The following is a 26,474-nucleotide window of genomic DNA, read 5'->3' on the forward strand; positions in this document are numbered from 1 at the left end:
CCGTTTTGTTCAAACCTTGGATGGTGACGAACATGTTTCAAAAAGTTGAGGGCATCGTTATCCGTACGACAGATTACGGAGAAACGAACAAGATTGTTACAATATTCTCAAGAGAACTTGGTAAGGTAAGTGCAATGGCAAGAGGAGCGAAAAAACCGAAAAGCCGGTTAGCATCTGTTTCGCAACTTATGACACATGGTCATTTCCTTATACAAATGGGATCTGGACTTGGAACTTTGCAACAAGGCGAGATTATTTCAACTATGAAAGAAATTCGCGAGGATATATTTTTAACTGCTTATGCATCATTTATTGTTGAGTTAACTGATAAAGCAACAGAAGATAAAAAACATAATCCATATTTATTTGAAATGTTATATCAAACGTTGCATTACATGTGTGAGGGTGTTGATTCAGAAGTATTATCATTAATTTATCAAACGAAAATGCTTCCGGTATTAGGGATGCGCCCGTACTTTGATACATGTGCGATTTGTCATCAAGAAACAGATTTTGTCGCCTTCTCTGTCCGGGAAGGCGGTTTTCTGTGCTCGCGTCATGCTGAGCAAGATCAGTATCGTATACCAGTGGGGGAAGCCGTTCATAAATTATTACGTCTTTTCTACCACTTCGATTTACATAGACTTGGCAATGTATCAGTGAAGGATAGCACAAAAAAACAAATGCGTTTAGTGTTGAATACATATTATGATGAATATTGCGGGATTTATTTGAAATCAAGACGTTTCTTAGAACAACTTGATAAGTTTCAAATATAATTTGGGGCCGTATATGGTCCTTTTTACATCCTATCTTTTTCGAATAGCATATTTAGTATATAATATTTAAGAGATAGTATAACTTTTTTCGTTGTGCATTAAAGGTGGTGATTATCATAGAGCTGAATAAACGGCAGGAACATATCATTCAGATTGTAAAAGATCACGGTCCTATTACAGGGGAGTCAATTGCTGCGCAATTGGGATTAACACGTGCAACGCTAAGGCCAGACTTAGCAATTTTAACGATGGCTGGTTATTTAGAAGCACGCCCACGCGTAGGTTATTTTTATACGGGAAAAACTGGGGGACAGCTATTATCTGAAGCTGTTAAGAAAATTAAAGTACAAGATTATCAATCTAGACCAGTTGTAATTGATAAAAATGTATCAGTATACGATGCAATTTGTACGATGTTTTTAGAGGATGTAGGTACATTATTCGTTGTAGATCAATCGACTCTATTAGTTGGTGTTGTATCTCGTAAAGATTTATTACGAGCTAGCTTAGGAAAGCAGGATTTAACCTCTCTTCCGGTTAATATTATCATGACAAGGATGCCAAACATTGCGATGTGTCGTAGAGAAGATTCTTTATATGATATTGCGATGGAATTAATAGAAAGACAGATTGATGCGATGCCAGTTGTAAAAGATACGAAACAAGGTTTAGAAGTGATTGGACGAATTACAAAAACAAATATTACACGTGCGTTTGTAAACTTAGTAAATAACGAATAAGTGTAATTTGTTTAAAGTGAGGTAATGTAATGGATAATAAAATCGTATATGTCGTATCTGACTCTGTCGGAGAAACGGCTGATTTGGTTGTTCGAGCAGCAATGGGGCAATTCCCATTTGCTCCTGATATTAGACGTGTGCCGTATGTAGAAGATACAGGGACATTAAAAGAAGTGATTTCGATTGCTAAGAGCAATCAAGCGCTTATTTGTTTTACGTTAGTAAAACCTGACATGCGTCAGTATTTAGTAACAGAGGCTGCAAAAGAAGGCGTAGAGGCATATGATATTATCGGGCCTCTAATCGATCAAATTGAAGAAATTACAGGGCAAGTACCGAGATATGAGCCGGGTGTTGTTCGTAGATTAGATGAAGAATATTTTAAAAAGATTGAAGCGATTGAGTTTGCTGTAAAGTATGATGATGGTAGAGATGCGCGCGGTATTTTAAAAGCGGATATCGTGTTGATTGGGATTTCGCGTACATCAAAAACACCACTTTCTCAATATTTAGCGCATAACAAACGTTTGAAAGTTGCCAATGTACCACTTGTACCAGAAGTGGATCCACCTGAGGAATTATATCAAGTGGCAAAAGAAAAATGTTTCGGTTTGAAAATTACGCCAGATAAGTTGAATCATATTCGAAAAGAGCGATTGAAATCACTTGGACTAAGTGACGGTGCAACATATGCCAATATTAATCGTATTAAAGAAGAAATTGATCACTTTGAGAATGTAGTTGGTAAAATAAATTGTCAAGTAATTGATGTATCGAATAAGGCGATTGAAGAAACAGCTAACATTATTGTGAATGCAGTGCAAAACCAAAAAATGTTTTAGCACATTTACCAAAGGTGAATGTGCTTTTTTCGCTCGTGAGAAACACAATCCTTGCTGATTTCGTAATAGATTATACCGGAGTGGTTATACTTATATTCTTCTGTCCTTTTATTACGTTAAAGGTAGGGTTTCGTTATCCTGAAATAGAGGATGAAAAAATAAAGGGATATGTAGCGTAGCTGAAGAAAATATATTATAATAAAAAATTGTGATAAAAACCTATATTTTACGTTTAGACTTTAATTTTTCAGAATAAACTAGGGATAGGATTTACGAAAAGACATGTAATTACGTTAAATCGACAAAATCTATACAAGAAAACGCACATTATGGAAGGATTCGCAGAAGGGATGTAGAATACAGAAATATGCAAAACATCAATATGGTATTAGTTGATGCAGATGCATATCCTGTGAAGGCTGAAAATTGTGCAAGTTGGAACGAAATTTCATGTCGAAATTTTGTTTGTCACATCGTATGCTCATCGTTTAAGGAAACAGCAAGGGAAATTGGATCTATGTAGATGCTGAATGAGCTAAAGTTGATTTCTTTATATGTATCAACATGCAAAAGAAACAGATCTCGTGATCACATAGGATATGATACTTGCTAGTCTTCTTGTAAAAAAGTGCATATGTATTGTCTCCAGGAGGTACATTTGTAACAGATGAGTAAATGGATACAATTTTATATAGTAGGTACGTGTCTGCGAAGTTACGCAGAAAAGGGTCTGCAAAATCGTTTGATAACGTAATCGACAACACTTTCTAATAAGTTTAGAAAAAATATTGTCGAATTATAAAGGAATTTTTTAATTTATATCGAATACAAAATACGACACGGAGATGGAGTTATGGGGAACAGAATTCCCGAAGAAGTTGTTGAACAGATTCGGACGTCATCCGACATAGTAGAAGTGATTGGTGAATACGTTCAACTTAGAAAACAGGGGCGTAACTATTTCGGCCTTTGTCCATTTCATGGTGAGAATTCTCCTTCATTCTCTGTTTCATCTGATAAGCAAATTTTTCATTGCTTCGGATGTGGAGAAGGTGGAAATGTATTTTCCTTTCTAATGAAAATGGAAGGACTGGCTTTTACCGAGGCTGTTCAAAAGCTAGGTGAAAGAAATGGAATTGCGGTTGCAGAGTATACATCAGGGCAAGGACAACAAGAAGACATATCTGATGACACTGTCATCATGCAACAAGCTCATGAACTTTTGAAAAAGTATTATCATCATTTATTAGTAAATACAGAAGAAGGAAACGAAGCACTTTCGTATTTGTTAAAACGTGGTATTACAAAAGAGATGATTGAGAAGTTTGAAATTGGTTATGCGTCACCTGCTTGGGATGCAGCAACAAAAATTTTGCAAAAAAGAGGTTTATCGCTGTCTAGTATGGAACAAGCTGGTCTTCTCATAAGAAGCGAGAAGGATGGTAGTCATTATGATCGCTTCCGTGGAAGGGTCATGTTTCCAATCTATACGTTGCAAGGTAAAGTGATAGCATTTAGTGGAAGGGCATTAGGAGATGACACTCCGAAATATTTAAATAGCCCTGAAACACCGATTTTTCACAAAAGTAAATTGTTGTATAACTTCCACCAAGCGAGGCCGTTTATTAGAAAACGTGGGCAAGTGGTCCTTTTGGAAGGATATGCTGACGTACTAGCTGCGGTAAAAAGTGGTGTGGAAGAAGCTGTTGCGACAATGGGAACAGCTTTAACTGAAGAACAAGCAAAACTTCTGCGACGTAACGTTGAAACTGTTGTTCTTTGCTATGATGGTGATAAAGCAGGGCGAGAAGCGACGATGAAAGCAGGGCAATTATTGTTGCAAGTTGGTTGCCAAGTGAAAGTTACATCCTTGCCAGATAAGCTTGATCCTGATGAATATGTGCAACAATATGGGACAACTGCTTTTGAAAATCTTGTGAAATCAAGTATAAGTTTTGTTGGTTTTAAAATAAATTATTTGCGTTTAGGGAAAAATTTGCAAGATGAGTCTGGCAAAGAAGAGTATGTGAAAAGTGTTTTAAAAGAGTTATCATTGTTACAGGATGCGATGCAGGCAGAATCATATTTGAAGTCATTATCGCAAGAATTTTCGTATTCAATGGAAACACTTTTGAATCAATTGCACCAATATCGCAAAGAACAAAAGGTACAGCAAAAACAAGTAAAGCAGGTTTCTAAGCCGTCTCAAATTGTTCAAACAAAACCGAAGTTAACAGGTTTTGAAAGGGCAGAAAGAGAAATTATTTACCATATGTTGCAAAGTCCAGAAGTGGCTGTTCGTATGGAATCCCACATAGAAGATTTTCATACAGAAGAACATAAAGGGATTTTATATGAACTATACGCATATTATGAAAAGGGAAATGAACCTTCAGTCGGAACATTTTTAAGTTGGCTCTCTGATGAAAAGTTGAAAAATATTATCACTGATATTTCGACGGATGAATTTATTAATCCAGAATACACAGAAGAAGTGTTAGAAGGCCATTTGGAGACGCTTAGACGTCATCAAGAAAAACTTGAAAAGATGGAAATCATCTTTAAGGTAAAACAGATGGAAAAAACGGATCCTGTAGAGGCTGCTAAATATTATGTAGCATATTTACAAAATCAAAAAGCGAGAAAATAGCTTTTTTGAGAAGTTTTTAGTATAATGAATGTTTGTATCTCGCGTAAGGAGGGGAACAGATGGCTGATAAACCAGCTCGTTCTAAACAAATTGAAACTGAAATGACCCTTGAGCAGGTGAAAGAACAACTCACTGAGCTCGGAAAAAAACGTGGCGTTCTTACATATGAAGAGATTGCAGAACGCATGAATGGATTTGAAATTGAATCCGATCAAATGGATGAATACTATGAATATTTAGGTGAACAAGGAATTGACTTAGTTGGCGACAATGACAACGACGAAGGCCCTAATAATCGCCAAATAGCAAAATCGGAAGAAGAATTCGACCTCAATGATTTAAGTGTACCACCTGGGGTTAAAATCAACGATCCTGTTCGTATGTATTTAAAAGAAATTGGTCGTGTAGATTTACTATCTGCAGAAGAAGAAATTCGACTTGCAACGCGTATTGAAGAAGGCGATGAAGAAGCGAAGCGTCGTCTTGCAGAAGCAAACTTACGTCTTGTAGTAAGTATTGCAAAGCGCTACGTGGGCCGTGGTATGCTTTTCTTAGACTTAATCCAAGAAGGGAATATGGGTCTAATTAAAGCGGTTGAAAAGTTCGATTATCGTAAAGGTTTCAAATTTAGTACGTATGCAACTTGGTGGATTCGCCAAGCAATTACACGTGCGATTGCAGACCAAGCAAGAACAATTCGTATCCCAGTTCATATGGTTGAAACAATTAATAAGTTAATTCGTGTACAACGTCAGTTATTACAAGATTTAGGACGCGAACCATCTCCTGAAGAGATTGGTGAAGAAATGGATCTTGCTCCAGAAAAAGTACGTGAAATCTTAAAAATTGCACAGGAGCCAGTTTCCCTTGAAACACCGATTGGTGAAGAAGATGACTCCCATTTAGGTGATTTTATTGAAGACCAAGAAGCAACATCGCCTGCGGACCATGCAGCGTATGAATTGCTAAAAGAACAATTAGAAGATGTGTTAGATACACTAACAGATCGTGAAGAAAATGTTCTACGTCTTCGTTTTGGTTTAGATGATGGACGAACTCGTACGCTTGAAGAAGTTGGGAAAGTATTCGGCGTAACAAGAGAACGTATCCGTCAAATTGAAGCAAAAGCACTTCGTAAACTAAGACATCCAAGCCGTAGTAAGCGTCTTAAGGATTTCTTAGAATAGGCTACCTTTAAGTTTACTTCACCTTTGTGAAGTAAACTTTTTTGTTTTGTTAATTTTTGTTAAACTTTATCTGTCGGCAACGATTACAATTTCTTGTAATTTATTTTACAGAATTGTCTTTTGATTTGCAAATGCTCATTTTTCGATTTTTCGATTAATTTTGTTTATTCTATACAAAAATATATGTAGAAAAGTGAAAAATATGATGAGAAACGTTAATAATTATCGAAATAATAAGCGATATAACAATAAAAAACAATAAACTGAATTTATGGAATATTTTTAACAAGTAGTAGTTTACTCTTTTCTGATAGAGCGTTTTCAAGTACAATGGAAATGACTGAATCATCTAACTATTTAGGGGTATAGAGGGGGGAGAAGAGATATGAAACGTAATCCGCTGATTCCGTTCGCTCTTATTGCAGCATTAGGTATTATCGTTATGTTTGTATTTTCATTTCAGGGGCTAAATAAATCTAAAGAGTTAGCTGATGCAAAAAATGGCGGGAAGCCAGCACAAACAGCATCAAAGCCAGAGGATATTGTAAAGCAAAGCTGTACGAGCTGCCACGGCGATCAGTTACAAGGGGCAGTAGGACCTAATTTACAAAAAATTGGTGGGAAACTTTCGAAAGAAGAGATTCAAGAAGTTATTTCGAAAGGAAAAGGAAATATGCCGCCAAATTTAGTTCCGGCTGATCAAGCCGCTAAAGTAGCTGATTGGTTATCGAAGAAAAAATAAAGTTTTGTGTTACAAGCCTTTTGCTTATGCAAAGGGCTTGTTTTTCTATATTTTCTAAAATACGATGAGTTATAGAGAATGGAATTGTTGCTATGGGCTTGCAACAACTACTATAAATTCATTATCATGGAGACAGACTGATAAGAGAAGGAGTAATGGAAATACATGAATGAAGTAAAGCTTTCAAAACGATTAGAAGAAGTTGTGCGTGAGATACCAGTAGGATCTACAGTTGCTGATATTGGATCGGATCATGCGTATTTACCGTGTTATACAATTATAAATAATATTGCTACTAAAGCAGTTGCTGGAGAGGTTGTAGATGGACCATTTCGTTCTGCACAAGCAACTGTAGCTGAAAGTGGCTTACAAGATAAAGTAGACGTGCGTAAAGGGAATGGATTAGCTGTTATCGCGCCAGGAGAAGTAGATGTAATTACAGTTGCCGGAATGGGCGGAGCGTTAATTCGTGACATTTTAGAAAGTGGTAAAGAAAAATTAGAAGGTGTATCGCGTTTAATTTTACAGCCGAATATTGCAGCGCATAACATTCGTGAATGGTTTATTGAGAATGGATGGGAGCTTATCCATGAAAAAATCGTAAAAGAAGATGGGAAAATTTACGAAATCCTAGTAGGGGAGCGAGGAAATACTGCGGTGCCTTATTCTGAGAATAAACAAGCTGAATTGTTTATGGGACCATTTTTAGTAAAAGAAAAAAGTGAAGCTTTCGTTGAAAAATGGGAAGGAGAATTGAAAAACTTCCAAAATATTTTAAAACAGTTAGAACGTGCGGCTGATTCTGAAGAAACAAAGGTGAAGCGTGAGGAAGTAGAGGCGAAAATGAAAATGATAGGGGAGGTTTTATCATGAGTAAAATTCCAAACGGCCATGAAATTATTTCTGTATTTGAAAGTATGTATCCGAAGCATTTGGCGATGGAAGGAGATAAGATTGGTCTGCAGATTGGAGCGCTTAACAAACCTGTACAGCACGTATTGATTGCGTTAGATGTAACGGAGGAAGTTGTAGATGAAGCAATTCAATTAGGAGCGAATGTCATTATTGCACATCACCCTTTAATTTTTAACCCGCTAAAAGCGATTCATACAGATAAGGCGTATGGGAAAATTATTGAAAAGTGTATTAAAAATGATATTGCCATTTATGCAGCGCATACGAATGTGGATATTGCTAAGGGCGGAGTAAATGATTTACTTTCTGAGGCGTTAGGATTGCAAAATACAGAAGTTTTGGCACCGACATACGCAGAAGAAATGAAAAAAATTGTTGTGTTTGTGCCAATAACTCACGCGGAAGAAGTACGAAAAGCATTAGGAGACGCAGGTGCTGGTCATATCGGCAATTATAGCCACTGTACGTTTAATAGCGAGGGTACTGGTACGTTTCCTCAAGAGGGAACAAATCCTTATATCGGGGAAACTGGGCAGTTAGAACGCGTAGAAGAAGTGCGAATCGAAACGATTATTCCAGCTTCATTACAGCGAAAAGTGACTAAAGCAATGGTAACGGCACATCCATATGAAGAAGTAGCATATGATGTGTATCCACTTGATAATAAAGGTGAAACGTTAGGGCTTGGAAAAATAGGCTATTTACAAGAAGAAATGACACTCGGACAGTTTGCAGAACATGTAAAGCAATCATTAGACGTAAAGGGTGCACGAGTTGTTGGGAAATTAGATGATAAAGTGCGCAAAGTAGCTGTACTTGGTGGCGATGGTAACAAATACATCAATCAAGCTAAATTTAAAGGAGCGGATGTATATGTAACAGGTGACATGTATTATCATGTTGCTCATGATGCGATGATGCTCGGTTTAAACATAGTTGACCCAGGACATAACGTTGAAAAAGTAATGAAGCAAGGTGTGCAAAAGCAATTGCAAGAAAAAGTGGATGCAAAGAAACTCAAAGTACACATTCATGCTTCGCAGTTACATACAGATCCATTTACATTTGTATAAGAAAAATAAAAACCGTTGCTCATATAGGCAACGGTTTTTATTATTGTTCTTTTTTCACTTTTACACGAGGTAATATTTTTTGTAACGGTACTTTTCGAACTCTTTCCCATGTAGCGGGATTCATTGGGTCATATTGATCTAAGAAAGCGATAACTTCTTTCGTAATTGGCGTTGGAGTAGAAGCACCTGCTGTAACAGCTACGTTTTCTACACCTTGTAGCCATTCTAATTTGATTTCACTTACGTCTGCAACGCGGTATGCTTTCGTACCAGCGATTTCTTGTGATACTTGTGCTAAACGGTTTGAATTGTTACTTTTCGGATCACCAACAACAATTGTTAAGTCTGCAACATCAGCTTGTTTGGCAACGGCTTCTTGGCGAACTTGAGTTGCTAAACAAATTTCCTTATGGAATTCTGCTGTTGGGAATTTCTTCTGAATGTCCTCCATTAAATGTTGAACATCCCATTGGCTCATCGTTGTTTGATTTGTAACTAAAATTTTATCCGTTGGAATTTCTAATGTTTTTAAATCATCAGCTCTTTCGATAAGATGAACGATGTCAGGTGCAATACCAACTGCGCCTTCTGGTTCTGGATGATTTTTTTTGCCGATATAAATGACATGGTAACCTTCAGCTTTCTTTGCTTCAATAAGATCATGTGTTTTTGTAACATCTGGGCAAGTGGCATCGATTGTTGTTAAACCTTTTTCTTTTGCACGTTGTTTAACTTCTGGAGAAACACCGTGTGCAGTGAAAATAACAGTACCAGAATCGATTTTATCTAAAATTTCTAATCGACTTGGACCGTCTAATGTAATGATACCGTCGTCTTCGAATGCATCTGTTACATGTTTGTTGTGAACAATCATACCTAAAATATAAATAGGTCTTGGTAATGTTGTATCTAATGCGGCGTTACGTGCAATAACCATCGCATCCACAACACCGTAGCAATAACCACGAGGGGAAATTTTAACAATTTTCATATGAGTAATCCTCTCCTTCTAAACAAGGGATACTTTTGTGCATAGTCTTTTACATTATAAAGGAGGAGTGGATAGAAAACAAAGGATTGTTACACATACAGTTTTGGTTTTGTTGCTATTTTTTGAACGGGCTCCTCTCGTACTTCTTTTTCTATGGCTGGCTCAATCGCTATTTTTTTTCTTTTTCTTTTTTTTTGTGGAGGAGGTGGAGTTGCTACCTCAACCTTTTCTGTTAAATCTTCAGTTTGATCTTCGGCTGGATCTTCTTCCGTACTTTTTCCAGAGGTGAGGATTTTAACAATGCTTGGTAGGTTACGCATAATGGGACCGTACTGTTCGACGACAGGACTTACAGATTGAACGACTTGGGATACTTTTTCGATATTGTTTATCATATTAGTTGGATTCGAAATTAAATTTGCAAAAAAACTGCCGATACCGCTGCTTGATGCTGCTGTAGTTGCTGCACCGCCGCGCGTTTCATTTGATTCATACATTTGAGGGGGGATCATTTGCTCGGGATGCTGCTGCATGTATGGTTGATATTGCTGTTGATATTGCTGTGGGTATTGTTGTTGATATCGCTGTTGGTATTGTTGTTGATATTGCTGTGGGTATTGCTGTTGATATTGGGGTGGCGGTTGCTGGTGTTGGTGCATCATTGGTGTCTGCCCTTCTATTTGTCGATAAGGCGGAACCATTTGCATGAAAGGTTCGGTTGGATCGTGTTTTTTAAAGAGTTTAGCAAGGAACCCTTTCTTTTTTTGTGCCATCGGTGGTAGTTGTGGAATTGGATATGGTGTATAAGGTTGTTGGCCTGGATTCGGATACATTTGCCTTGCGGGAGATTTTGGAAACATGTGAGAAATCCTCCTTTCTTCAGTTAGGTATATACACATACAATATGCAATAAGAGGGAAGAAGGTTAGTTTTTGAAGTAAAAACCTAAACTAAAGATGGATTTTACTTGTAGATTTCGATATAATGTAGACTTGACTGATTTGTGCGCGCAGTAGAAATTTAGAAAGAAGGTGTAACTTATGACACAACAAACTTTTACACAGTATGATTTTAAACCATTTTTAATAGATGCAGTTCGTGAACTACGCTTTACAGAGCCGACAGGAATTCAACAGAAAATTTTCCCGGTCGTGAAAAAAGGTGTAAGTGTAATTGGACAATCCCAAACAGGTTCTGGGAAAACACATGCATACTTACTCCCTACATTAAATAGAATTAACCCAGGTCGTGAAGAAGTACAACTTGTTATTACAGCGCCTACTCGTGAGTTAGCACAACAAATTTACGAAGAAATCGTGAAATTAACAAAGTTCTGTGCGGAAGATCAAATAATTACAGCACGTTGTTTAATTGGTGGAACTGATAAACAACGATCAATTGAAAAGTTGAAAAAACAACCTCATATTGTAGTTGGAACACCAGGACGTATTAAAGACTTAGTAGAAGCACAAGCGCTATTTGTTCATAAAGCAAATACTATTATTGTAGATGAAGCAGACTTAATGCTTGATATGGGATTCATTCATGATGTAGACAAAATTGCAGCACGCATGCCTAAAAACTTGCAAATGCTAGTTTTCTCTGCAACAATTCCTCAAAAACTAAAACCGTTTCTGAAGAAATATATGGAGAATCCAGAGCATATTCATATCAATCCAAAACAAGTTGCAGCTGGAAATATTGAGCATTATTTAGTACCTTCTAAACATCGTAACAAAATCGATTTAGTGAATAAAATGTTGCTACAATTTAAACCGTATTTAGCAGTTGTTTTCACGAATACGAAGAAGATGGCGGATCAGGTTGCTGACGGATTAATGGAACGTGGTCTAAAAGTTGGACGAATTCACGGAGATTTATCACCGCGTGATCGTAAAAAAATGATGAAACAAATTCGTGATCTAGAATTCCAATATATCGTTGCAACTGATTTAGCAGCACGTGGTATTGATATTGAAGGAATTAGTCATGTTATTAACTACGAACTTCCATCAGATTTAGATTTCTTCGTTCACCGCGTTGGAAGAACAGCACGTGCAGGCCATTCAGGTATTGCAGTGACAATTTATGATCCGGCAAACGAAGAAGCGTTAGATAGTTTAGAAAAGCAACGTAATATTGAGTTCAAGCATGTAGATTTACGCGGAGATGAGTGGGCGGATTTAGGTGAGCGTCGTCGTCGTAAGAGCCGTAAAAAACCAAATGATGAACTTGACGTTATGGCAACAAAAGTTATTAAAAAGCCGAAAAAAGTAAAACCAAACTATAAACGTAAACTTGCAACGGAACGTGACAAAGTGAAGAAAAAATATAGCAATAAAAAAAGATAAGGGATTTCCCTTATCTTTTTTTTACCCAGCTATTTGCGAGAGTCGTAATCAATATGGATAGAAAATATTGATTACAGTTTCACTTAATCCAGCTAATTTAAATGAAGAGTATAGTCTGTTTAAATAGTCATATGAATTTGTGTAGTGCGTTTTTTGTGAACAAACAATTCACTACATATTTCTACAAATTATGCTATCATTATATCTATTGTATATTGAAGAGGTGATTGTATGTTAAAGATTGGATCTCATGTTTCTATGAGTGGTAAGAAAATGTTATTAGCAGCAAGTGAAGAGGCTGTTTCATACGGTGCAACGACGTTTATGATTTATACAGGTGCACCGCAAAATACAAGAAGAAAACCAATTGAAGAATTGAATATAGAAGCAGGAAGAAAACATATGGAACTAAACGGCATTGAGGAAATTATCGTACATGCGCCATATATTATTAATGTCGGGAATACGACGAAGCCAGAAACCTTCCAATTAGGTGTGGACTTCCTTCGCATGGAAATTGAAAGAACATCGGCATTAGGTGTGGCGAAACAAATCGTGCTTCACCCAGGTGCGCACGTTGGTGCAGGAGCGGATGCTGGTATTCAACAAATTATTAAAGGGCTTAATGAAGTATTAACGCCAGAGCAGACGGTTAATATTGCGTTAGAAACGATGGCAGGAAAAGGAACAGAATGCGGTCGTAGCTTTGAAGAAATTGCAAAGATTATTGATGGTGTGAAATATAATGAGAAGCTATCTGTATGCTTTGATACGTGTCATACGCACGATGCAGGATATGACATTGTAAATGACTTTGACGGTGTATTAAACGAATTTGATAAGATTGTCGGTATTGATCGTTTGCAAGTACTGCATATTAATGATAGTAAAAATGTACGCGGCGCAGGAAAGGACCGTCATGAAAATATCGGTTTTGGTCATATCGGTTATAAAGCGTTGCATCATATTGTGCATCATCCGCAGTTAATGCACGTACCGAAAATTCTTGAAACTCCATATGTAGGTGAGGATAAAAAAGATAAGAAGCCACCATATAAATTAGAAATCGAAATGCTGAAAAATGGTACTTTTGATGAAGGGCTTCTTGAGAAAATTAAAGCGCAATAAGCAATAAGGAGGGGATTTTCCCCTCCTTATTTTAGTAGTTGCTGAAATAAAGTATTTACTTGTTGGGCAGTAGCAGGGGAGGTTACTTTTGCAATTTGTTTTAAGAGCTCTAGTCGTTCGTCATTATCGTAAATATTAATATTCTTTCCTTTCATAAGTACAACAATTTGATCAGCTTGTGCAGTCGTAATGGAAACTTTATACTCTTTACTATATTTCAATAACTCTTTTGTAGAAATATGATTTAATTTTTTATTTACAAGTTGTTTAATGAGGTTCATTGAGTTATCCTCCTTCACACGTTCTTCTATCGAAATATATGAGTACGTAGCTTGTACATATTCGTATAGAGTTTCTTTTTTCATGAGAAAAAGAAGCGTATGTTATAATAAAAGGACAAAACTATAGAAAAAGATTATAGGGAGGACTTATGGAGCAAAAGCAACATCGAAAAGAAAGTGTTATCCATCTTATGTATCGTTTAGTTATGATTATTTTCGGGGCAGCATGCGCGGCGGTAGCAATTGAACTATTTTTAATGCCAAATAAAATTATTGATGGTGGAATTATTGGTATTTCTCTTATATTAGATTATCTTACTCCTAATATTTGGTGGTTAAGTTTTTCTACTTTAGTCGTTATTCTCAATATCCCCTTTATGTATTCAGGTTATAAGCAAATCGGAAAAACGTTCATGCTATCTTCGGCGTTCGGTATTGTAGCTTTAGCGTTTATTGAATCAACGTTACATGCTGTTCCGCCATTTACAACAGAGCCAATTTTAGCGACAGTGTTTGGTGGTCTTATTTTAGGTCTTGGTGTAGGGCTCGTTATTCGTCACGGTGGATCAATGGACGGAACAGAAATTATGGGTATTTTATTAACGAAGAAATTACCTTTCTCCGTTGGCGAATTTGTAATGTTTGTGAACTTATTCATTTTTGCGTGGGCAGCATTTGTATTTGGTGTTGAACAAGCTATGTATTCTGTTATGACGTACTATATCGCATTCAAAACAATTGATACAGTCATTCAAGGTTTAGATGAAACGAAAGCAGTTTTAATTGTATCAGATCAATATGAGGAAGTATCAAATGCGATTTTACATCGTCTTGGCCGTGGAACTACAAAGCTTGTAGCGAAAGGTGGTTACACGGATAAAGAAAAAGAAGTTATATATGCCGTTGTAACGCGTCTGGAAGTGACAAAGTTAAAATCGATTGTGTATGAAATTGATGCGAATGCATTTGTTACGATTATGAGTACACAAGAGACAAATGGTGGTAAGTTTAAATCGGCTATTCACTAAAAGATTAATTGTAATATTTTTCGAAAGCAGAGAATTTTTCTCTGCTTTTTGTTATAATAGTAAGGTTTCTTGAAAAAATAGATATATTTTATGCAGATTGGTTTACAACTATAATAAGCTGTACTATAATTCAAATAGATATAAATCGGAATCATTCTGAATTAAAATAGGTGAGATGCTATGAATAATGTATTAGAAATAGAAGGATTGTCATTTCGATATGAAGATCGAAATGTGTTAGAAGATATTAATTTGCAAGTTCCGAAGGGAGCTTTTTTAGGTTTAGTTGGGCCAAATGGTTCTGGGAAATCAACCTTGTTAAAATGTTTATTAGGCGTTTTAAAGCCGAAACAGGGAAGTATTCGTTTGTTTGGTGTTGATAGTAAGAAGTTTAAAGAATGGAACAAAGTTGGTTATGTATCCCAAAAGGCAAATAGCTTTAATTCTGGTTTTCCGGCAACTGTTTTTGAAGTTGTGTCAATGGGACTCGTTTCCAAAAAAGGGCTGTTTCGCTTTTTCACGAAAAGCGATAAGGAAAAGGTAGAAAAAGCGATTGCTGATGTAGGGATGAGTGAGTTTCAGGGGCGTAATATCGGAGAACTTTCTGGTGGACAACAACAGCGTGTATTTATTGCTCGTGCGCTCGTTAGTAATCCTGAATTACTTATTTTGGACGAGCCTACTGTTGGGATCGATGTGAAGAATGTAGAAAGTTTTTATGAGATATTAGAGGATTTAAACAAAAGGTTAGGAATCACATTAATTCTCGTTACGCATGATATGGGAGCTGTTACCGAGAAAGTAACGCATGTTGCATGCTTAAACCAACATCTACATTTCCATGGAAATGTAGAAAAGTTCCGAGAGTTAGAAGATGCAGAAATGTCCGTTTTATATGGACATCATGTTCATCGTTTAAAACACGAGCATGAGCATCACGGGAGGATATAATGATACAAGATTTTTTACAATATGACTTTTTACGTAACTCTTTATATGCAGGGATTTTAATAGGACTTGTTGCACCGCTTATCGGTGTATTTGTTGTCATTCGCCGTATGTCACTTATTGCAGATGCATTAAGTCACGTGACATTATCGGGTATTGCTGCAAGTTTACTACTAGAAAAAACAATTTTCACAGGGGGATTTTTAAATCCGTTATATATGGGGATGATTTTTTCTATTGGTGGGGCGTTACTTATTGAAAAATTACGTACTGTATATAAACATTATCAAGAATTAGCAATTCCGATTATTCTTTCAGCAGGAATGGGGATTGGTGTTATTTTTATTTCACTTGCAAATGGATTTAACACAGATTTATTTAGTTATTTATTTGGTAGTGTAAGTGCTGTAACAAGTACGGATTTAATAATCATCGGCATTGTAGCAATTGTTGTTATTGTAACGATTACTCTATTATACAAAGAGTTATTTTTACTATCGTTTGATGAGGAATACGCTGTATCAACCGGTTTGAGTGCAAAGTGGATTCACTTTATTTTCATTATATTGGTTGCGCTTGTTATTGCAGTATCAATGCGTGTAGTAGGGGTTCTTCTCGTATCATCATTAATGACGTTACCAGTTGCAGCGAGTATTCGTATTGCTAATGGATTTAAACAAACAATTTTCTTTTCCATTTTATTTGGTGAAATTGCAGTAATTGGTGGAATGTTTGCTTCGTATCAACTTGATCTAGCACCAGGTGGTACAATTGTTATGATAGCAGTTCTTATTTTAATTGGTGCGATTTTATGGAAGAAGAAAAAAACTGCATAAAGTAGGGATAGATATGAATCTAACAGAAGCTTTACGCCTAATGAAAGATAAAGGATACAAACATACTGGGAAAAGGGAAGAAATGCTCAGGTTATTTGCAGCTCACAATCGTTATTTAACGGCGAAAGACGTTTTAGAGCATATGAAGGATGATTATCCAGGTCTTAGCTTTGATACAATTTATCGTAACTTAACGGTGTTTGCTGAAATTGGTGTTTTAGAACAAACAGAATTAAATGGTGAAAAACATTTTCGTTTTACATGCTCTATTATGGAACATCATCATCATTTTATTTGTTTAGATTGCGGGGGAACGAAAGAAATCACTTCCTGCCCGATGGATTTTATGAATAAAGATTTTAACGGTTATGAAGTAACAGGTCACAAGTTTGAAATATACGGCCGTTGTCCAAAATGTGCAAAGTAAAAGCTCGTCAGTTATATAACTGACGAGCTTTTTTACGTAGAAAAAAGGTTGCTCACCAATATTGTGAGCAACCTTTTTTTTATTGTTCTTGTGCTTCTTTTTCTTTTTCTCGTTCAGCAGCCATTTCAGCAGCAATTACGTCGATTTCTTTTTTCAGTTCTTCTACCATTATTTCTTCTGGTACTTTACGAACAACTTGCCCTTTGCGGAATAATAGACCTTCTCCGCGTGCGCCAGCAATACCGATATCAGCTTCACGAGCTTCACCAGGACCATTTACAGCGCAGCCAAGTACTGCAACTTTAATTGGTACTTGCAGTGTAGAGATGTATTCTTCCACCTCGTTGGCAATGCTAATTAAATCAATTTCAATACGACCACAAGTTGGACAAGAAATAAGTGTTGCTGCATTAGATGCAAGGCCGAATGACTTTAATAGTTCACGCGCAACTTTTACTTCTTCAACTGGGTCAGCACTTAATGAAATACGTAATGTATTTCCGATACCCTTATTTAAGATTGCTCCAAGACCAGCGGCACTTTTTACAGTTCCAGCAAATAAAGTTCCAGATTCTGTAATACCTAAATGTAATGGATAATCAAAAGCACGTGCAGCTTTTTCGTATGCTTCAATTGCTAAGTTAACATCAGAGGCTTTCATAGATACGATAATATCGTGGAAATCTAAGTCCTCTAAAATTTTAATATGATGTAAGGCGCTCTCAACCATACCATCTGCAGTTGGGTATCCGTATTTTTCTAAAATGTGACGCTCTAATGAACCTGCGTTTACACCGATACGGATTGGAATACCGCGTTCTTTTGCTGCATTTACAACAGCTTCTACTTTATGGCGACGACCAATGTTACCTGGATTGATACGTACTTTATCAATGCCGCCTTCAATTGCTTTTAAAGCAAGGCGATAATCAAAATGAATATCAGCAACAAGTGGAATGTTGATTTGTTTTTTAATATCAGCAATAGCATTTGCTGCGCGTTCGTCTGGAACAGCAACACGCACGACTTGACAGCCAGCTTCTTCTAAACGTTTAATTTCAGCAACTGTTGCTTCAACATCATGTGTTTTTGTTGTTGTCATACTTTGTATAATTAATTCATTATTACCGCCAATTGTTAAATTACCGACTTTAACTGGACGTGTTTTTGTACGATGAGTCATTTCATTCACGAATAGATCGCTCTCCTTATAAAAGAAGTTTCTTATTTAGTCCCTTATATCAATGATAGTATACGTGATACAGGGCTACAGAAACCGGAAGTGCTCGGTTTCACTTTTACTATTGTATCAGCGCCTTTATGTAATTGACAAGGATTAAGTGATTGCTTATTGATATAAAGGGAATTTATAAGACTTTCCAATTTGTATTTTTGTAGCAGATGTACTTTTGTTTAGTTCTTTAAAGTCATCAATTACCTTTTCAATAGAAGGGATTTTTTTCTTGTTAATTTGTTCGGTGATAGAAAGAACTGTTTCACCTGTTTTAACTTCAATTGTTTTATAAGTTACATTTGTTTCTTTTTCTGCTTTGTTCTCTTTATTTTGTTTTGTATCTGTATTTTCTTGTTTTATCGTTTGGGCTGCATTTGTTTTTTTATATGAACTTAACATCGGTAAAGTGCCGATTTTTATATCGTAATAAAATATATAACCAAGAACAAGCACGAATAAGAATATACCTAATCTCTTCATATTCTTCACTCCTTTGCTAGGAATATATGCTTGTCCAAAAAAAAAATGCCTATTTAGGCATTTTTTTCGGTCTTATTTTTCTTTCGGTTTTGGAACTTCTTTAATCGTTAAGTATAGAACAATTAAAACAACTGCGATATAAATGAATGTTGAACCAGGTACAACGATTTTGAATAAATCCATAATCATAAAGAAGATTGTTGGAATTGTGTAGCTGTAAGCAGTTAACGTCCATACTTGCTTATAAGATAATTTACGTTGACCACTCATAGCAGAACCTATAAACGCAAGTAAAGTAATTCCTAAGAAAGTAATAAACAATTGGAATAGGTATACTAACACGCCGATAACGGCTAGTAAAATTGGATAAATACTATCGAATACAGAAATGAAATCTTGCAAATCCTTTTTCTCAAGAGATGTCCCTAATAAATCATTATAGGAGTATGTTTGGGTTTGACCATTTCCTATAGAAACTACTTTATCTTTTAAAATAAATAAACCAGTTTTATTTTGATATTTTTCGATATCTGTTGTATTTGGATCAAATACGAAAAGAGCATCTCCCTCTTCTTTTTGAATAGGTTGTTCAATATCAGCTTTTAGTTCACCATTTTCGATTTTAAAATCAGGTAAATCTTTTTCAATTGCTTGATTTACCATGGTAACACTATCTTGGATAAAGCTACCATAAAAGAATGTTCTTGGGATAGTAGTGATTAGACAAAGTAGCATAATATACAAAATGGTTTTTCCGATTTTTTGAAAACGGAATAGCGCCATATCTTTAGGCGAATATACGCTTTTGGCTAATTGGGTAAATATGGACATAGATTCACTTCCTTTATGTATGTATAAAATCATTGTAACGTAGGAATCTAGGGAATCTCAAGATATATTATATTTACATATAGTGGAGATAACTAAATTTCTTTTATTAATTTTCTTCTTTTAAATGAGAAAAATACAATTGACACTTTTCTTTTCTATATGGTAAATTTATCTTACATTTCTTAAAGGATATATCCGATAGGAATTCCTTTATTTGAAGTATTGTTACATACATAATTGTGGACCCTTAGCTCAGCTGGTTAGAGCAGACGGCTCATAACCGTCCGGTCGTAGGTTCGAGTCCTACAGGGTCCATATCCATTTCACATGTTTATTATGTCAGCAGGAAGCTTCCTTGTAGAAGGGAGCTTTTTTTATGAAATATATGAGCATTTTAATTGAAAAGAAGTGGGAATTTTGCTACTTTAATGATAGCAAGACAATGTGATTTATTTGTTTGCACCCTATGGCAATTAGGGTAGAATGAAGTTGTATGTCACTTAAGTGGCAATACATAAACTGGGAGGAATATAACAATGGCAAAACACGAATTACCAAATTTACCTTATGCGTATGATGCTTTAGAGCCTCACTTTGACAAAGAAACAATGAACATCCATCATACTAAACACCATAACACGTACATCACAAACTTAAACGCTGCTTTAGAAGGTCATGCAGAATTAGCTGACAAAAGCGTAGAAGAATTAGTTGCAAACTTAGACGAAGTACCAGAAGCAATCCGTACAGCAGTACGTAACAATGGTGGTGGACATGCTAACCACACATTCTTCTGGACAATCTTATCTCCAAACGGCGGCGGACAACCAGTAGGTGAACTTGCAACTGCAATTGAAGCGAAATTCGGTAGCTTCGATGCTTTCAAAGAAGAATTCGCAAAAGCTGGCGCAACTCGCTTCGGTTCTGGTTGGGCTTGGTTAGTAGTAAATAATGGTGAGTTAGAAGTAACAAGCACGCCAAACCAAGATTCTCCTCTAACTGAAGGTAAAACTCCAGTTATCGGTTTAGATGTTTGGGAACATGCTTACTACTTAAATTACCAAAACCGTCGTCCAGACTACATCGGTGCATTCTGGAACGTTGTAGATTGGAACGCTGCTGAAAAACGTTACCAAGAAGCAAAATAATTGTAATAACGATAGAAAAAGCTAGGAGAGTGCTCCTAGCTTTTTTCTATGCTTTCCTTTTACATAATTGGGCTTGTCTTTGGAAGACTAGAACATGAAGTAAAGGAGAGTTGTGTATGAAGTGGAAACATATAATTGGTGACGTTGAAGTGAATCGGGATTTAGTGTTATTGCTCCTTATTGGAGGTTTATACACGCTCGCAATTTCTTTATCGAATACGTTTGTTAACATTTATTTATGGAAACAAACACAAAATTATGTGAATCTTGGCTTGTATAATTTGGCCAGCGTTGTATTACAGCCTCTCACATTTCTTATAGGTGGGAAATTAGCGAAGCGTATTGATCGCTCAATCTTGTTAAGAATAGGCGTAGGAACGTTAGCGATTTTTTTTATCGTTGTTTTAGTAGCGGGAAAAAGCGCTTCTCACTATATTTTATTAATGGGGGCTCTTTTAGGAGTTGGATATGGTTTTTACTGGCTCGCGTTTAACTTATTAACATTTGAGATTACAGAACCAGAAACAAGAGATTTCTTTAACGGGTTTCTTGGACTTCTTACATCCTTCTCTGGCATGATTGGACCGATAGCAGCTGGATACACAATTTCACGTATGGAAAAATGGAGTGGCTATACGGTCATATTCTTTCTTTCATTAGTGCTATTTGCAATCGCTGTTGTTTTAAGCTTTTTTTTATCTAAGAGAGAATGTGAAGGTAGCTATGAGATCAAGCAAGTTTTGAAAGAGCGACGAATTGATAAAAATTGGGGAAGAATTACACGTGCTCATTTTTTCCAAGGATTGAGAGAGGGAACATTTATTTTTGTTATTTCAGTATACGTGTACTTAGCAACCGATAGTGAGCTCGCATTAGGAAAATATAGCTTGGTAAATTCTGCTGTATCATTTGTATGTTACTACCTAGTCGCTCGTATGTTAAAGAAAGAGTGGCGAAAAAAAGCAATTTTACTTGGAGGCATTATTTTATATGCGGTTGTATTTTTAGTTATATTTAATGTTACATACACAAAATTACTTATTTATGCAGCATGCATTGCGATTGCATACCCTATTTTACTCGTTCCGTATGGATCGATGACATATGATGTAATTGGTAGAGCGAAAAATGCGAGAGAGTGGCGTGTAGAGTATGTAGTTGTCCGAGAATTATGGTTAAATGCTGGAAGAATGTGTTCAGTATTAAGTTTTTTATGTGCTGTATTATTCTTTCCGCCTGAAAAGAGTTTACCTTTTTTACTATGTATTTTAGGTGCTGGACATTTTCTTATTTATTTTGCAGTTAAAAATGTCAAATATGATAAGGGAAATGCGGGGAAAACAAGTGTTGTAGCGCAAGGAACCACGCAGAACCAAACTGAACCAGAAGGTTAACTTCTGGTTTGTTTTATGCTAGAATAGAAAAAGATGTAAGACAGCAGTGAGGACACCTGTACGAGGGTGTCCCTTTCACATTACATAGCTGTTGGTAGAGGGGGTTTGTATGAGCAAGAAGCAGAAACAACAAAAGAAAAAGACTCACGTTCCTTTTCGGTTAAACGTGCTGTTTTTCTGCGTGTTTTTAATGTTCTCCGCGGTTATTGTAAGACTTGGATATGTACAAATTGTTCGCGGTGAGGAATACAAGAATGAAGTGGAGAGGAAAGAGAACTCGACGATAAGTAATCCTGTACCACGTGGAAAAATATTTGACCGTTATGGGCGACCTGTAGTAGATAATGCAGCTGTTCGTACGATTACATTTACAAAAATGAAAGGATCAACTGCAGAGGCTCGTTTAGAAACAGCGAAGAAGCTAGCAGATTTGATTGAAGTACCGACAGATAAATTAACAGATCGCGATAAAAAAGATTATTGGCTTGCTATTCATAAAGAGGAAGCCAAAGAAAAAATTACGAATAAAGATCGTCAAGAGTTGAAAGATAAGAAAATTGACGATAAAGAATTAGATGAGCGTCAACGAAATCGCGTGACAGAAGAAGAAGTGAATCAATTATCCGCAAAAGATTTAGAAATATTAGCGATTAAAAGCAAAATGGACGGCGGATATGCAATGACACCACAAGTCATTAAGAAGGATGCAACAGATGAAGAATATGCGATTATTAGTGAAAAGTTAGCGGAATTGCCAGGAGTAGATACAAGTGTCGATTGGGAACGAAAATATGCATATGATGGTGATTTGTTCCGAAGTGTACTTGGTGGTGTAACAACTTCTGATGAAGGCTTACCGAAAGAGCGTTTAGATTACTATCTTGTTCGTGATTATAATCGAAATGACCGCGTAGGGAAAAGTTATCTTGAGCAGCAATATGAAGATAGCCTGCACGGTACGAAAGCAGAAGTGAAAAATATTACAGATAAAAACGGTAATATTTTAGAAACGATTAATGTATCAAAAGGGCAAAGTGGTAATGACTTGAGCTTAACAATCGATATGGAATTACAAAAGCGTGTAGAAGAAATTATCACGAAAAATTTATTGAGATATAAAGGCGGACAACCTTTTTTAGATCGTGCATTCGTTGTAATGATGAATCCGAAAAATGGTGAAGTTTTATCTATGGCTGGGAAACAGTTAGTGAATGAAAATGGCGAAACGAAAGTACAAGATTTCGCATTAGGAACGATGACAAGTTCATATCCGATGGGATCGACTGTAAAAGGTGCGACAGTACTTACGGGGTATCAAACAGGTGCGATTAAACCAGGTTCCTCTCAACTCGATGAACCAATCGTATTGAAAGGAACACCGAAGAAATCTTCTTGGAAGACGATGGGATATATTAATGATCTGACAGCATTAAAAATGTCTTCTAACGTATATATGTTTAAAACAGCGATGAATATCGCAGGTGTTCAATATGTGAGAGGTGGTACGTTAGATATACCACAAAAAGCATTTGATACGATGCGTTATTATTTCGGACAGTTTGGACTTGGTGTGAAAACAGGTATTGATTTACCGAATGAATCAGCCGGCCAAACAGGTAGAGGAAATCAGCCAGGTTTCCTATTAGATTTATCAATTGGACAGTATGATACGTATACACCGCTTCAATTAGCACAATATGTTTCAACAATTGCAAATGGTGGTTACCGTATGCAGCCGCAAGTTGTGAAAGAAATTCGTCAACCTTCAGTGAAACCAGACGAAGTTGGAAAAGTTGTTCATTCAATGGAACCGAAAGTACTAAACCGTATTGATATGCCTGAATCACAAATTAAACGTGTTCAGGAAGGATTTAGACAAGTATTTAACGAATCTGGTGGTACAGCTGCGAAATACTTTACAGGTGCACCATATAAAGCTGCTGGTAAAACAGGTACAGCTCAAACTGTGTATGGCGGAGATCAAGAGATTGGTAGAAAGGCAAACGGTGAGCGTAAAGAGACATATAACTTAACTTTAGTAGGTTATGCGCCACTTGAAGATCCTGAAGTAGCATTTTCTGTTGTTGTACCTTGGGTAGATGATAAATCAGGTATTAACGGTTATATTAGTCGTGACATTATGGACGCGTACTTTGATTTGAAAAAGGAAGAAAATGGTGAAGCTTCAACAGATGAAAAAGACAATAAAAATAAAAATGTAGATCAAGACGATGAATAAAAAGATTGTAAAAAAAGCACACTAACTGAAAAGTTAGTGTGCTTTTTTTTATGGTTCATGCATACGTTTTAATAAAGTGGACAAGCATATAATAATATCGAAAAATTAAGAGGCTTCACAAATGATACGTATGCATCTCCTCTAGAGGATAACTGTTTTATAGACCAATCATCAATGAAGATGCACAGTGGCTACGGATTAAAATTTTACTTCATGTTGATTCTTGTGGAACTTTACAAAACTTTTACAAACAATTAAAACCGAATTAATAGTTTAGCAGTATTCTTATATCTGTAATCCTGTTATTTCCGGTTACTTCTAGGAGGAAGAACACGTGAAATGGATAAGTGCATCGATTAAAGTTTTCATGCTGTCGACATGTTTCCTTTATGTTGGCACGGCTACTGCATTTGCTGTGAATGAAATGGGAGAAGTGAGAGTAGATGGATCCTCAACAGTTTTTCCTATTATAGAAGCAGTAGCGGAGGAATATACAAAGGTGCATCCGAACGTGAAAATTTCCATCAGTGTTTCTGGAACAGGAGGAGGATTTAATCGTTTCAGTAAAGGAGAAGTGGATATAAATAATGCTTCGAGAGTAATGAAACAAGTGGAAGAAAATGAAATGAAGAAAAACTCCATTCAGTTTACACCGTTCGAAGTCGCTTACGATGGTCTTACGATCGTTGTGAACCGCCAAAATACTTGGGTAGACAATATGACGGTAGACGAGTTACGTCTATTGTGGAGTGAAGATGAAAGCGAAAAGCGATGGTCACAAATTCATTCATCATGGCCACGTGAACAGGTGAAGTTTTATGCGCCAGGTGTAGACTCTGGTACGTATGATTATTTTCAAAATGTCATCTTACAAAAAAGTCGCATTGTAAAAAAAGTCTCTTTGTCTGAAGATGATCAAGTTATTATGCAAGGGGTAATGAATGATAAAAATGCCATTGCTTTTGTAGGATATGCTTATTATATGGCCAATCGAGATAAGGTGAGAGCAATCAAGGTGAATGGTGTACTTCCGACGAAAGATACCATTCAATCAGGTAAGTATCAGCCATTATCTAGGTCGCTATTTGCTTATGTGAATGATGCATCTATCCGAAATAAAATGAATGTAGCAAATTATATTGAGTTTATGATTCAGCATGTTGGTAATCTCGCCGAAGAGGTTGGATATGTAAAATTACCAAAAGAAAAATACAATGAACAGCTGCGGATGTTAACAGAAATAAAAAGGTAATGTCAGGGTGGAAAGGGGTTTTCATCTTTGGCTTATAATGACAAAAGTCAAATTACATTTTCTGTACAACATTTGATTGAAAGAAATACAAAACAAAGAAAAAAAACGCAGCGAATCAATCGAATAGTTCCGTTATTACTAAAAATAATTGCTAGCGTGTCTATTGTGACGACACTTGGAATTATTTTTACGTTAGCAAATGAAACAATGATATTTTTTCAAAAAATACCATTACACTCCTTTTTGACGGAGAAAGAATGGCTACCTTTTTTTGAAGATCCTAAATTCGGTATATTACCACTTATATGTGGAACGGTCCTTGTAACCGCAATCGCCATGTTCGTAGCAATTCCTATCGGTTTAGCGTGTGCTGTATTTTTAAGTGAATATGCTTCAAACAGTGCAAGGAAATTATTAAAACCGATGTTAGAACTATTAGCAGGTATCCCGACAATTGTATATGGTTTTTTTGCATTAACAGTTGTCACACCGCTTTTACAACGGATTATACCAGATTTACAGTTTTTTAATGCGATTAGTCCAGGTATTGTTATTGGGTTTATGATGATACCTACAATTGCATCTCTGTCTGAAGACGCAATGAGAGCTGTAGCGAAAGGAACGAAAGAAGCTTCGTTAGCACTTGGAGCAACTCGGTTTGAGATGGTAAAACAAGTCGTGTTTCCTTCGGCTTTTACAGGGATTATGTCAGCGATTATATTAGCCGCTTCCAGGGCAATCGGTGAAACAATGATCGTTGTAATTGCAGCGGGATCCACACCGAATGTATCGTTCGATCCGACACACTCTATTCAAACGCTAACAGCCTATATTGTGCAAGTGAGTTTAGGTGATGCTCCACATGGAACAATTACTTATTACAGCATGTATGCTGTAGGCGCAACGTTATTCTTTTTTACTTTTATAATGAACATCATTTCGCAGTCTATTATGCGCCGCTTTAGGAGGCTGACATAA

At 36.3% G+C, this 26,474-nt stretch carries 25 protein-coding genes and 1 tRNA gene; 20 read left to right on the top strand and 6 right to left on the bottom strand.

Annotation, left to right across the window (positions count from 1 at the left end; translation table 11 throughout):
• Positions 1-32 precede the first annotated feature (32 nt).
• From recO to ACQVV1_RS03655, 8 genes are all read left to right on the top strand, one after another.
• Positions 33-779, top strand: coding sequence for a DNA repair protein RecO (gene recO / locus ACQVV1_RS03620; RefSeq protein WP_063222930.1), 747 nt, complete (start codon positions 33-35; stop codon positions 777-779).
• Positions 780-886: 107 nt separating this feature from the next.
• Positions 887-1,519, top strand: a complete 633-nt coding sequence (gene ccpN / locus ACQVV1_RS03625) for a transcriptional regulator CcpN (protein ID WP_000583758.1) — start codon at positions 887-889, stop codon at positions 1,517-1,519.
• 29 nt (positions 1,520-1,548) lie between these two features.
• Positions 1,549-2,361 carry a pyruvate, water dikinase regulatory protein gene (locus tag ACQVV1_RS03630; RefSeq protein ID WP_060632300.1) on the top strand — a complete coding sequence of 271 codons (813 nt, stop codon included), beginning with the start codon at positions 1,549-1,551 and terminating at the stop codon, positions 2,359-2,361.
• 853 nt (positions 2,362-3,214) lie between these two features.
• Entirely contained in the window at positions 3,215-5,011 is a 1,797-nt protein-coding gene (gene dnaG / locus ACQVV1_RS03635) for a DNA primase (RefSeq protein ID WP_199677512.1), read from the top strand.
• A 59-nt stretch (positions 5,012-5,070) separates the two neighbouring features.
• Positions 5,071-6,198 carry an RNA polymerase sigma factor RpoD gene (rpoD, locus tag ACQVV1_RS03640; protein ID WP_000764060.1) on the top strand — a complete coding sequence of 376 codons (1,128 nt, stop codon included), beginning with the start codon at positions 5,071-5,073 and terminating at the stop codon, positions 6,196-6,198.
• Positions 6,199-6,583: 385 nt separating this feature from the next.
• Positions 6,584-6,940, top strand: coding sequence for a cytochrome c550 (cccA, locus tag ACQVV1_RS03645; RefSeq protein WP_000828148.1), 357 nt, complete (start codon positions 6,584-6,586; stop codon positions 6,938-6,940).
• Positions 6,941-7,105: 165 nt separating this feature from the next.
• Positions 7,106-7,813, top strand: coding sequence for a tRNA (adenine(22)-N(1))-methyltransferase (locus tag ACQVV1_RS03650; RefSeq protein ID WP_242252265.1), 708 nt, complete (start codon positions 7,106-7,108; stop codon positions 7,811-7,813).
• Positions 7,810-8,928 carry a Nif3-like dinuclear metal center hexameric protein gene (locus ACQVV1_RS03655; RefSeq protein ID WP_431168632.1) on the top strand — a complete coding sequence of 373 codons (1,119 nt, stop codon included), beginning with the start codon at positions 7,810-7,812 and terminating at the stop codon, positions 8,926-8,928. The genes ACQVV1_RS03650 and ACQVV1_RS03655 overlap by 4 nt, the downstream gene beginning before the upstream one ends.
• A 40-nt stretch (positions 8,929-8,968) precedes the next feature.
• On the opposite strand, the gene ACQVV1_RS03660 is transcribed toward ACQVV1_RS03655, so the two are convergent.
• Positions 8,969-9,919, bottom strand: a complete 951-nt coding sequence (locus tag ACQVV1_RS03660) for a 4-hydroxy-3-methylbut-2-enyl diphosphate reductase (RefSeq protein WP_063222934.1) — start codon at positions 9,917-9,919, stop codon at positions 8,969-8,971.
• 89 nt (positions 9,920-10,008) lie between these two features.
• Positions 10,009-10,779 carry a YqfQ family protein gene (locus ACQVV1_RS03665; protein WP_242252263.1) on the bottom strand — a complete coding sequence of 257 codons (771 nt, stop codon included), beginning with the start codon at positions 10,777-10,779 and terminating at the stop codon, positions 10,009-10,011.
• Positions 10,780-10,959: 180 nt separating this feature from the next.
• Here ACQVV1_RS03665 and ACQVV1_RS03670 point away from each other — a divergent pair, with 180 nt between their 5' ends.
• Positions 10,960-12,270: a DEAD/DEAH box helicase gene (locus ACQVV1_RS03670; protein ID WP_242252262.1), complete on the top strand. Its 1,311-nt coding sequence runs from the start codon at positions 10,960-10,962 to the stop codon at positions 12,268-12,270.
• A gap of 231 nt (positions 12,271-12,501) precedes the next feature.
• Positions 12,502-13,398: a deoxyribonuclease IV gene (locus tag ACQVV1_RS03675; protein WP_000912460.1), complete on the top strand. Its 897-nt coding sequence runs from the start codon at positions 12,502-12,504 to the stop codon at positions 13,396-13,398.
• Between the two features lie 26 nt (positions 13,399-13,424).
• On the opposite strand, the gene ACQVV1_RS03680 is transcribed toward ACQVV1_RS03675, so the two are convergent.
• Positions 13,425-13,679, bottom strand: coding sequence for a DUF2624 domain-containing protein (locus tag ACQVV1_RS03680; RefSeq protein ID WP_097950552.1), 255 nt, complete (start codon positions 13,677-13,679; stop codon positions 13,425-13,427).
• Between the two features lie 149 nt (positions 13,680-13,828).
• Here ACQVV1_RS03680 and ACQVV1_RS03685 point away from each other — a divergent pair, with 149 nt between their 5' ends.
• From ACQVV1_RS03685 to ACQVV1_RS03700, 4 genes are all read left to right on the top strand, one after another.
• Positions 13,829-14,707, top strand: coding sequence for a YitT family protein (locus ACQVV1_RS03685; protein ID WP_000435966.1), 879 nt, complete (start codon positions 13,829-13,831; stop codon positions 14,705-14,707).
• 180 nt (positions 14,708-14,887) lie between these two features.
• Positions 14,888-15,658: a metal ABC transporter ATP-binding protein gene (locus ACQVV1_RS03690; protein ID WP_242252261.1), complete on the top strand. Its 771-nt coding sequence runs from the start codon at positions 14,888-14,890 to the stop codon at positions 15,656-15,658.
• The gene (locus tag ACQVV1_RS03695; protein WP_000613823.1) at positions 15,658-16,491 is read left to right on the top strand and encodes a metal ABC transporter permease; all 834 of its coding nucleotides are present in this window, start codon (positions 15,658-15,660) and stop codon (positions 16,489-16,491) included. The genes ACQVV1_RS03690 and ACQVV1_RS03695 overlap by 1 nt, the downstream gene beginning before the upstream one ends.
• A 13-nt stretch (positions 16,492-16,504) precedes the next feature.
• The gene (locus ACQVV1_RS03700; protein WP_001054512.1) at positions 16,505-16,918 is read left to right on the top strand and encodes a Fur family transcriptional regulator; all 414 of its coding nucleotides are present in this window, start codon (positions 16,505-16,507) and stop codon (positions 16,916-16,918) included.
• 79 nt (positions 16,919-16,997) lie between these two features.
• On the opposite strand, the gene ispG is transcribed toward ACQVV1_RS03700, so the two are convergent.
• From ispG to ACQVV1_RS03715, 3 genes are all read right to left on the bottom strand, one after another.
• Positions 16,998-18,101, bottom strand: coding sequence for a flavodoxin-dependent (E)-4-hydroxy-3-methylbut-2-enyl-diphosphate synthase (ispG, locus tag ACQVV1_RS03705; protein WP_140350543.1), 1,104 nt, complete (start codon positions 18,099-18,101; stop codon positions 16,998-17,000).
• A 165-nt stretch (positions 18,102-18,266) separates the two neighbouring features.
• A complete protein-coding gene (locus ACQVV1_RS03710; protein ID WP_063222938.1) occupies positions 18,267-18,632 on the bottom strand; it encodes a hypothetical protein in 366 nt (121 codons plus the stop codon).
• Positions 18,633-18,704: 72 nt separating this feature from the next.
• Positions 18,705-19,463, bottom strand: a complete 759-nt coding sequence (locus tag ACQVV1_RS03715) for a DUF1189 domain-containing protein (RefSeq protein WP_016086261.1) — start codon at positions 19,461-19,463, stop codon at positions 18,705-18,707.
• Between the two features lie 241 nt (positions 19,464-19,704).
• On the opposite strand from ACQVV1_RS03715, the gene ACQVV1_RS03720 reads away from it, so the two are divergent.
• The 6 genes from ACQVV1_RS03720 to pstC all read left to right on the top strand — a co-directional run bounded on the left by ACQVV1_RS03720 (position 19,705) and on the right by pstC (position 26,474).
• Positions 19,705-19,778: transfer RNA gene (locus ACQVV1_RS03720), tRNA-Ile, on the top strand.
• A gap of 221 nt (positions 19,779-19,999) precedes the next feature.
• On the top strand, positions 20,000-20,611 hold the full coding sequence (gene sodA / locus ACQVV1_RS03725; RefSeq protein ID WP_242252259.1) for a superoxide dismutase: 612 nt from the start codon (positions 20,000-20,002) through the stop codon (positions 20,609-20,611).
• A 116-nt stretch (positions 20,612-20,727) separates the two neighbouring features.
• Positions 20,728-22,005 carry an MFS transporter gene (locus ACQVV1_RS03730; protein ID WP_242252257.1) on the top strand — a complete coding sequence of 426 codons (1,278 nt, stop codon included), beginning with the start codon at positions 20,728-20,730 and terminating at the stop codon, positions 22,003-22,005.
• Positions 22,006-22,114: 109 nt separating this feature from the next.
• A complete protein-coding gene (locus ACQVV1_RS03735; protein WP_242252255.1) occupies positions 22,115-24,244 on the top strand; it encodes a peptidoglycan D,D-transpeptidase FtsI family protein in 2,130 nt (709 codons plus the stop codon).
• A gap of 334 nt (positions 24,245-24,578) precedes the next feature.
• Positions 24,579-25,496: a phosphate ABC transporter substrate-binding protein PhoX gene (phoX, locus tag ACQVV1_RS03740; protein WP_063222940.1), complete on the top strand. Its 918-nt coding sequence runs from the start codon at positions 24,579-24,581 to the stop codon at positions 25,494-25,496.
• Between the two features lie 27 nt (positions 25,497-25,523).
• A complete protein-coding gene (pstC, locus tag ACQVV1_RS03745) occupies positions 25,524-26,474 on the top strand; it encodes a phosphate ABC transporter permease subunit PstC (RefSeq protein ID WP_242252253.1) in 951 nt (316 codons plus the stop codon).

The sequence above is a fragment of the Bacillus basilensis genome (assembly GCF_050630465.1).
Taxonomy (GTDB): domain Bacteria; phylum Bacillota; class Bacilli; order Bacillales; family Bacillaceae_G; genus Bacillus_A; species Bacillus_A basilensis.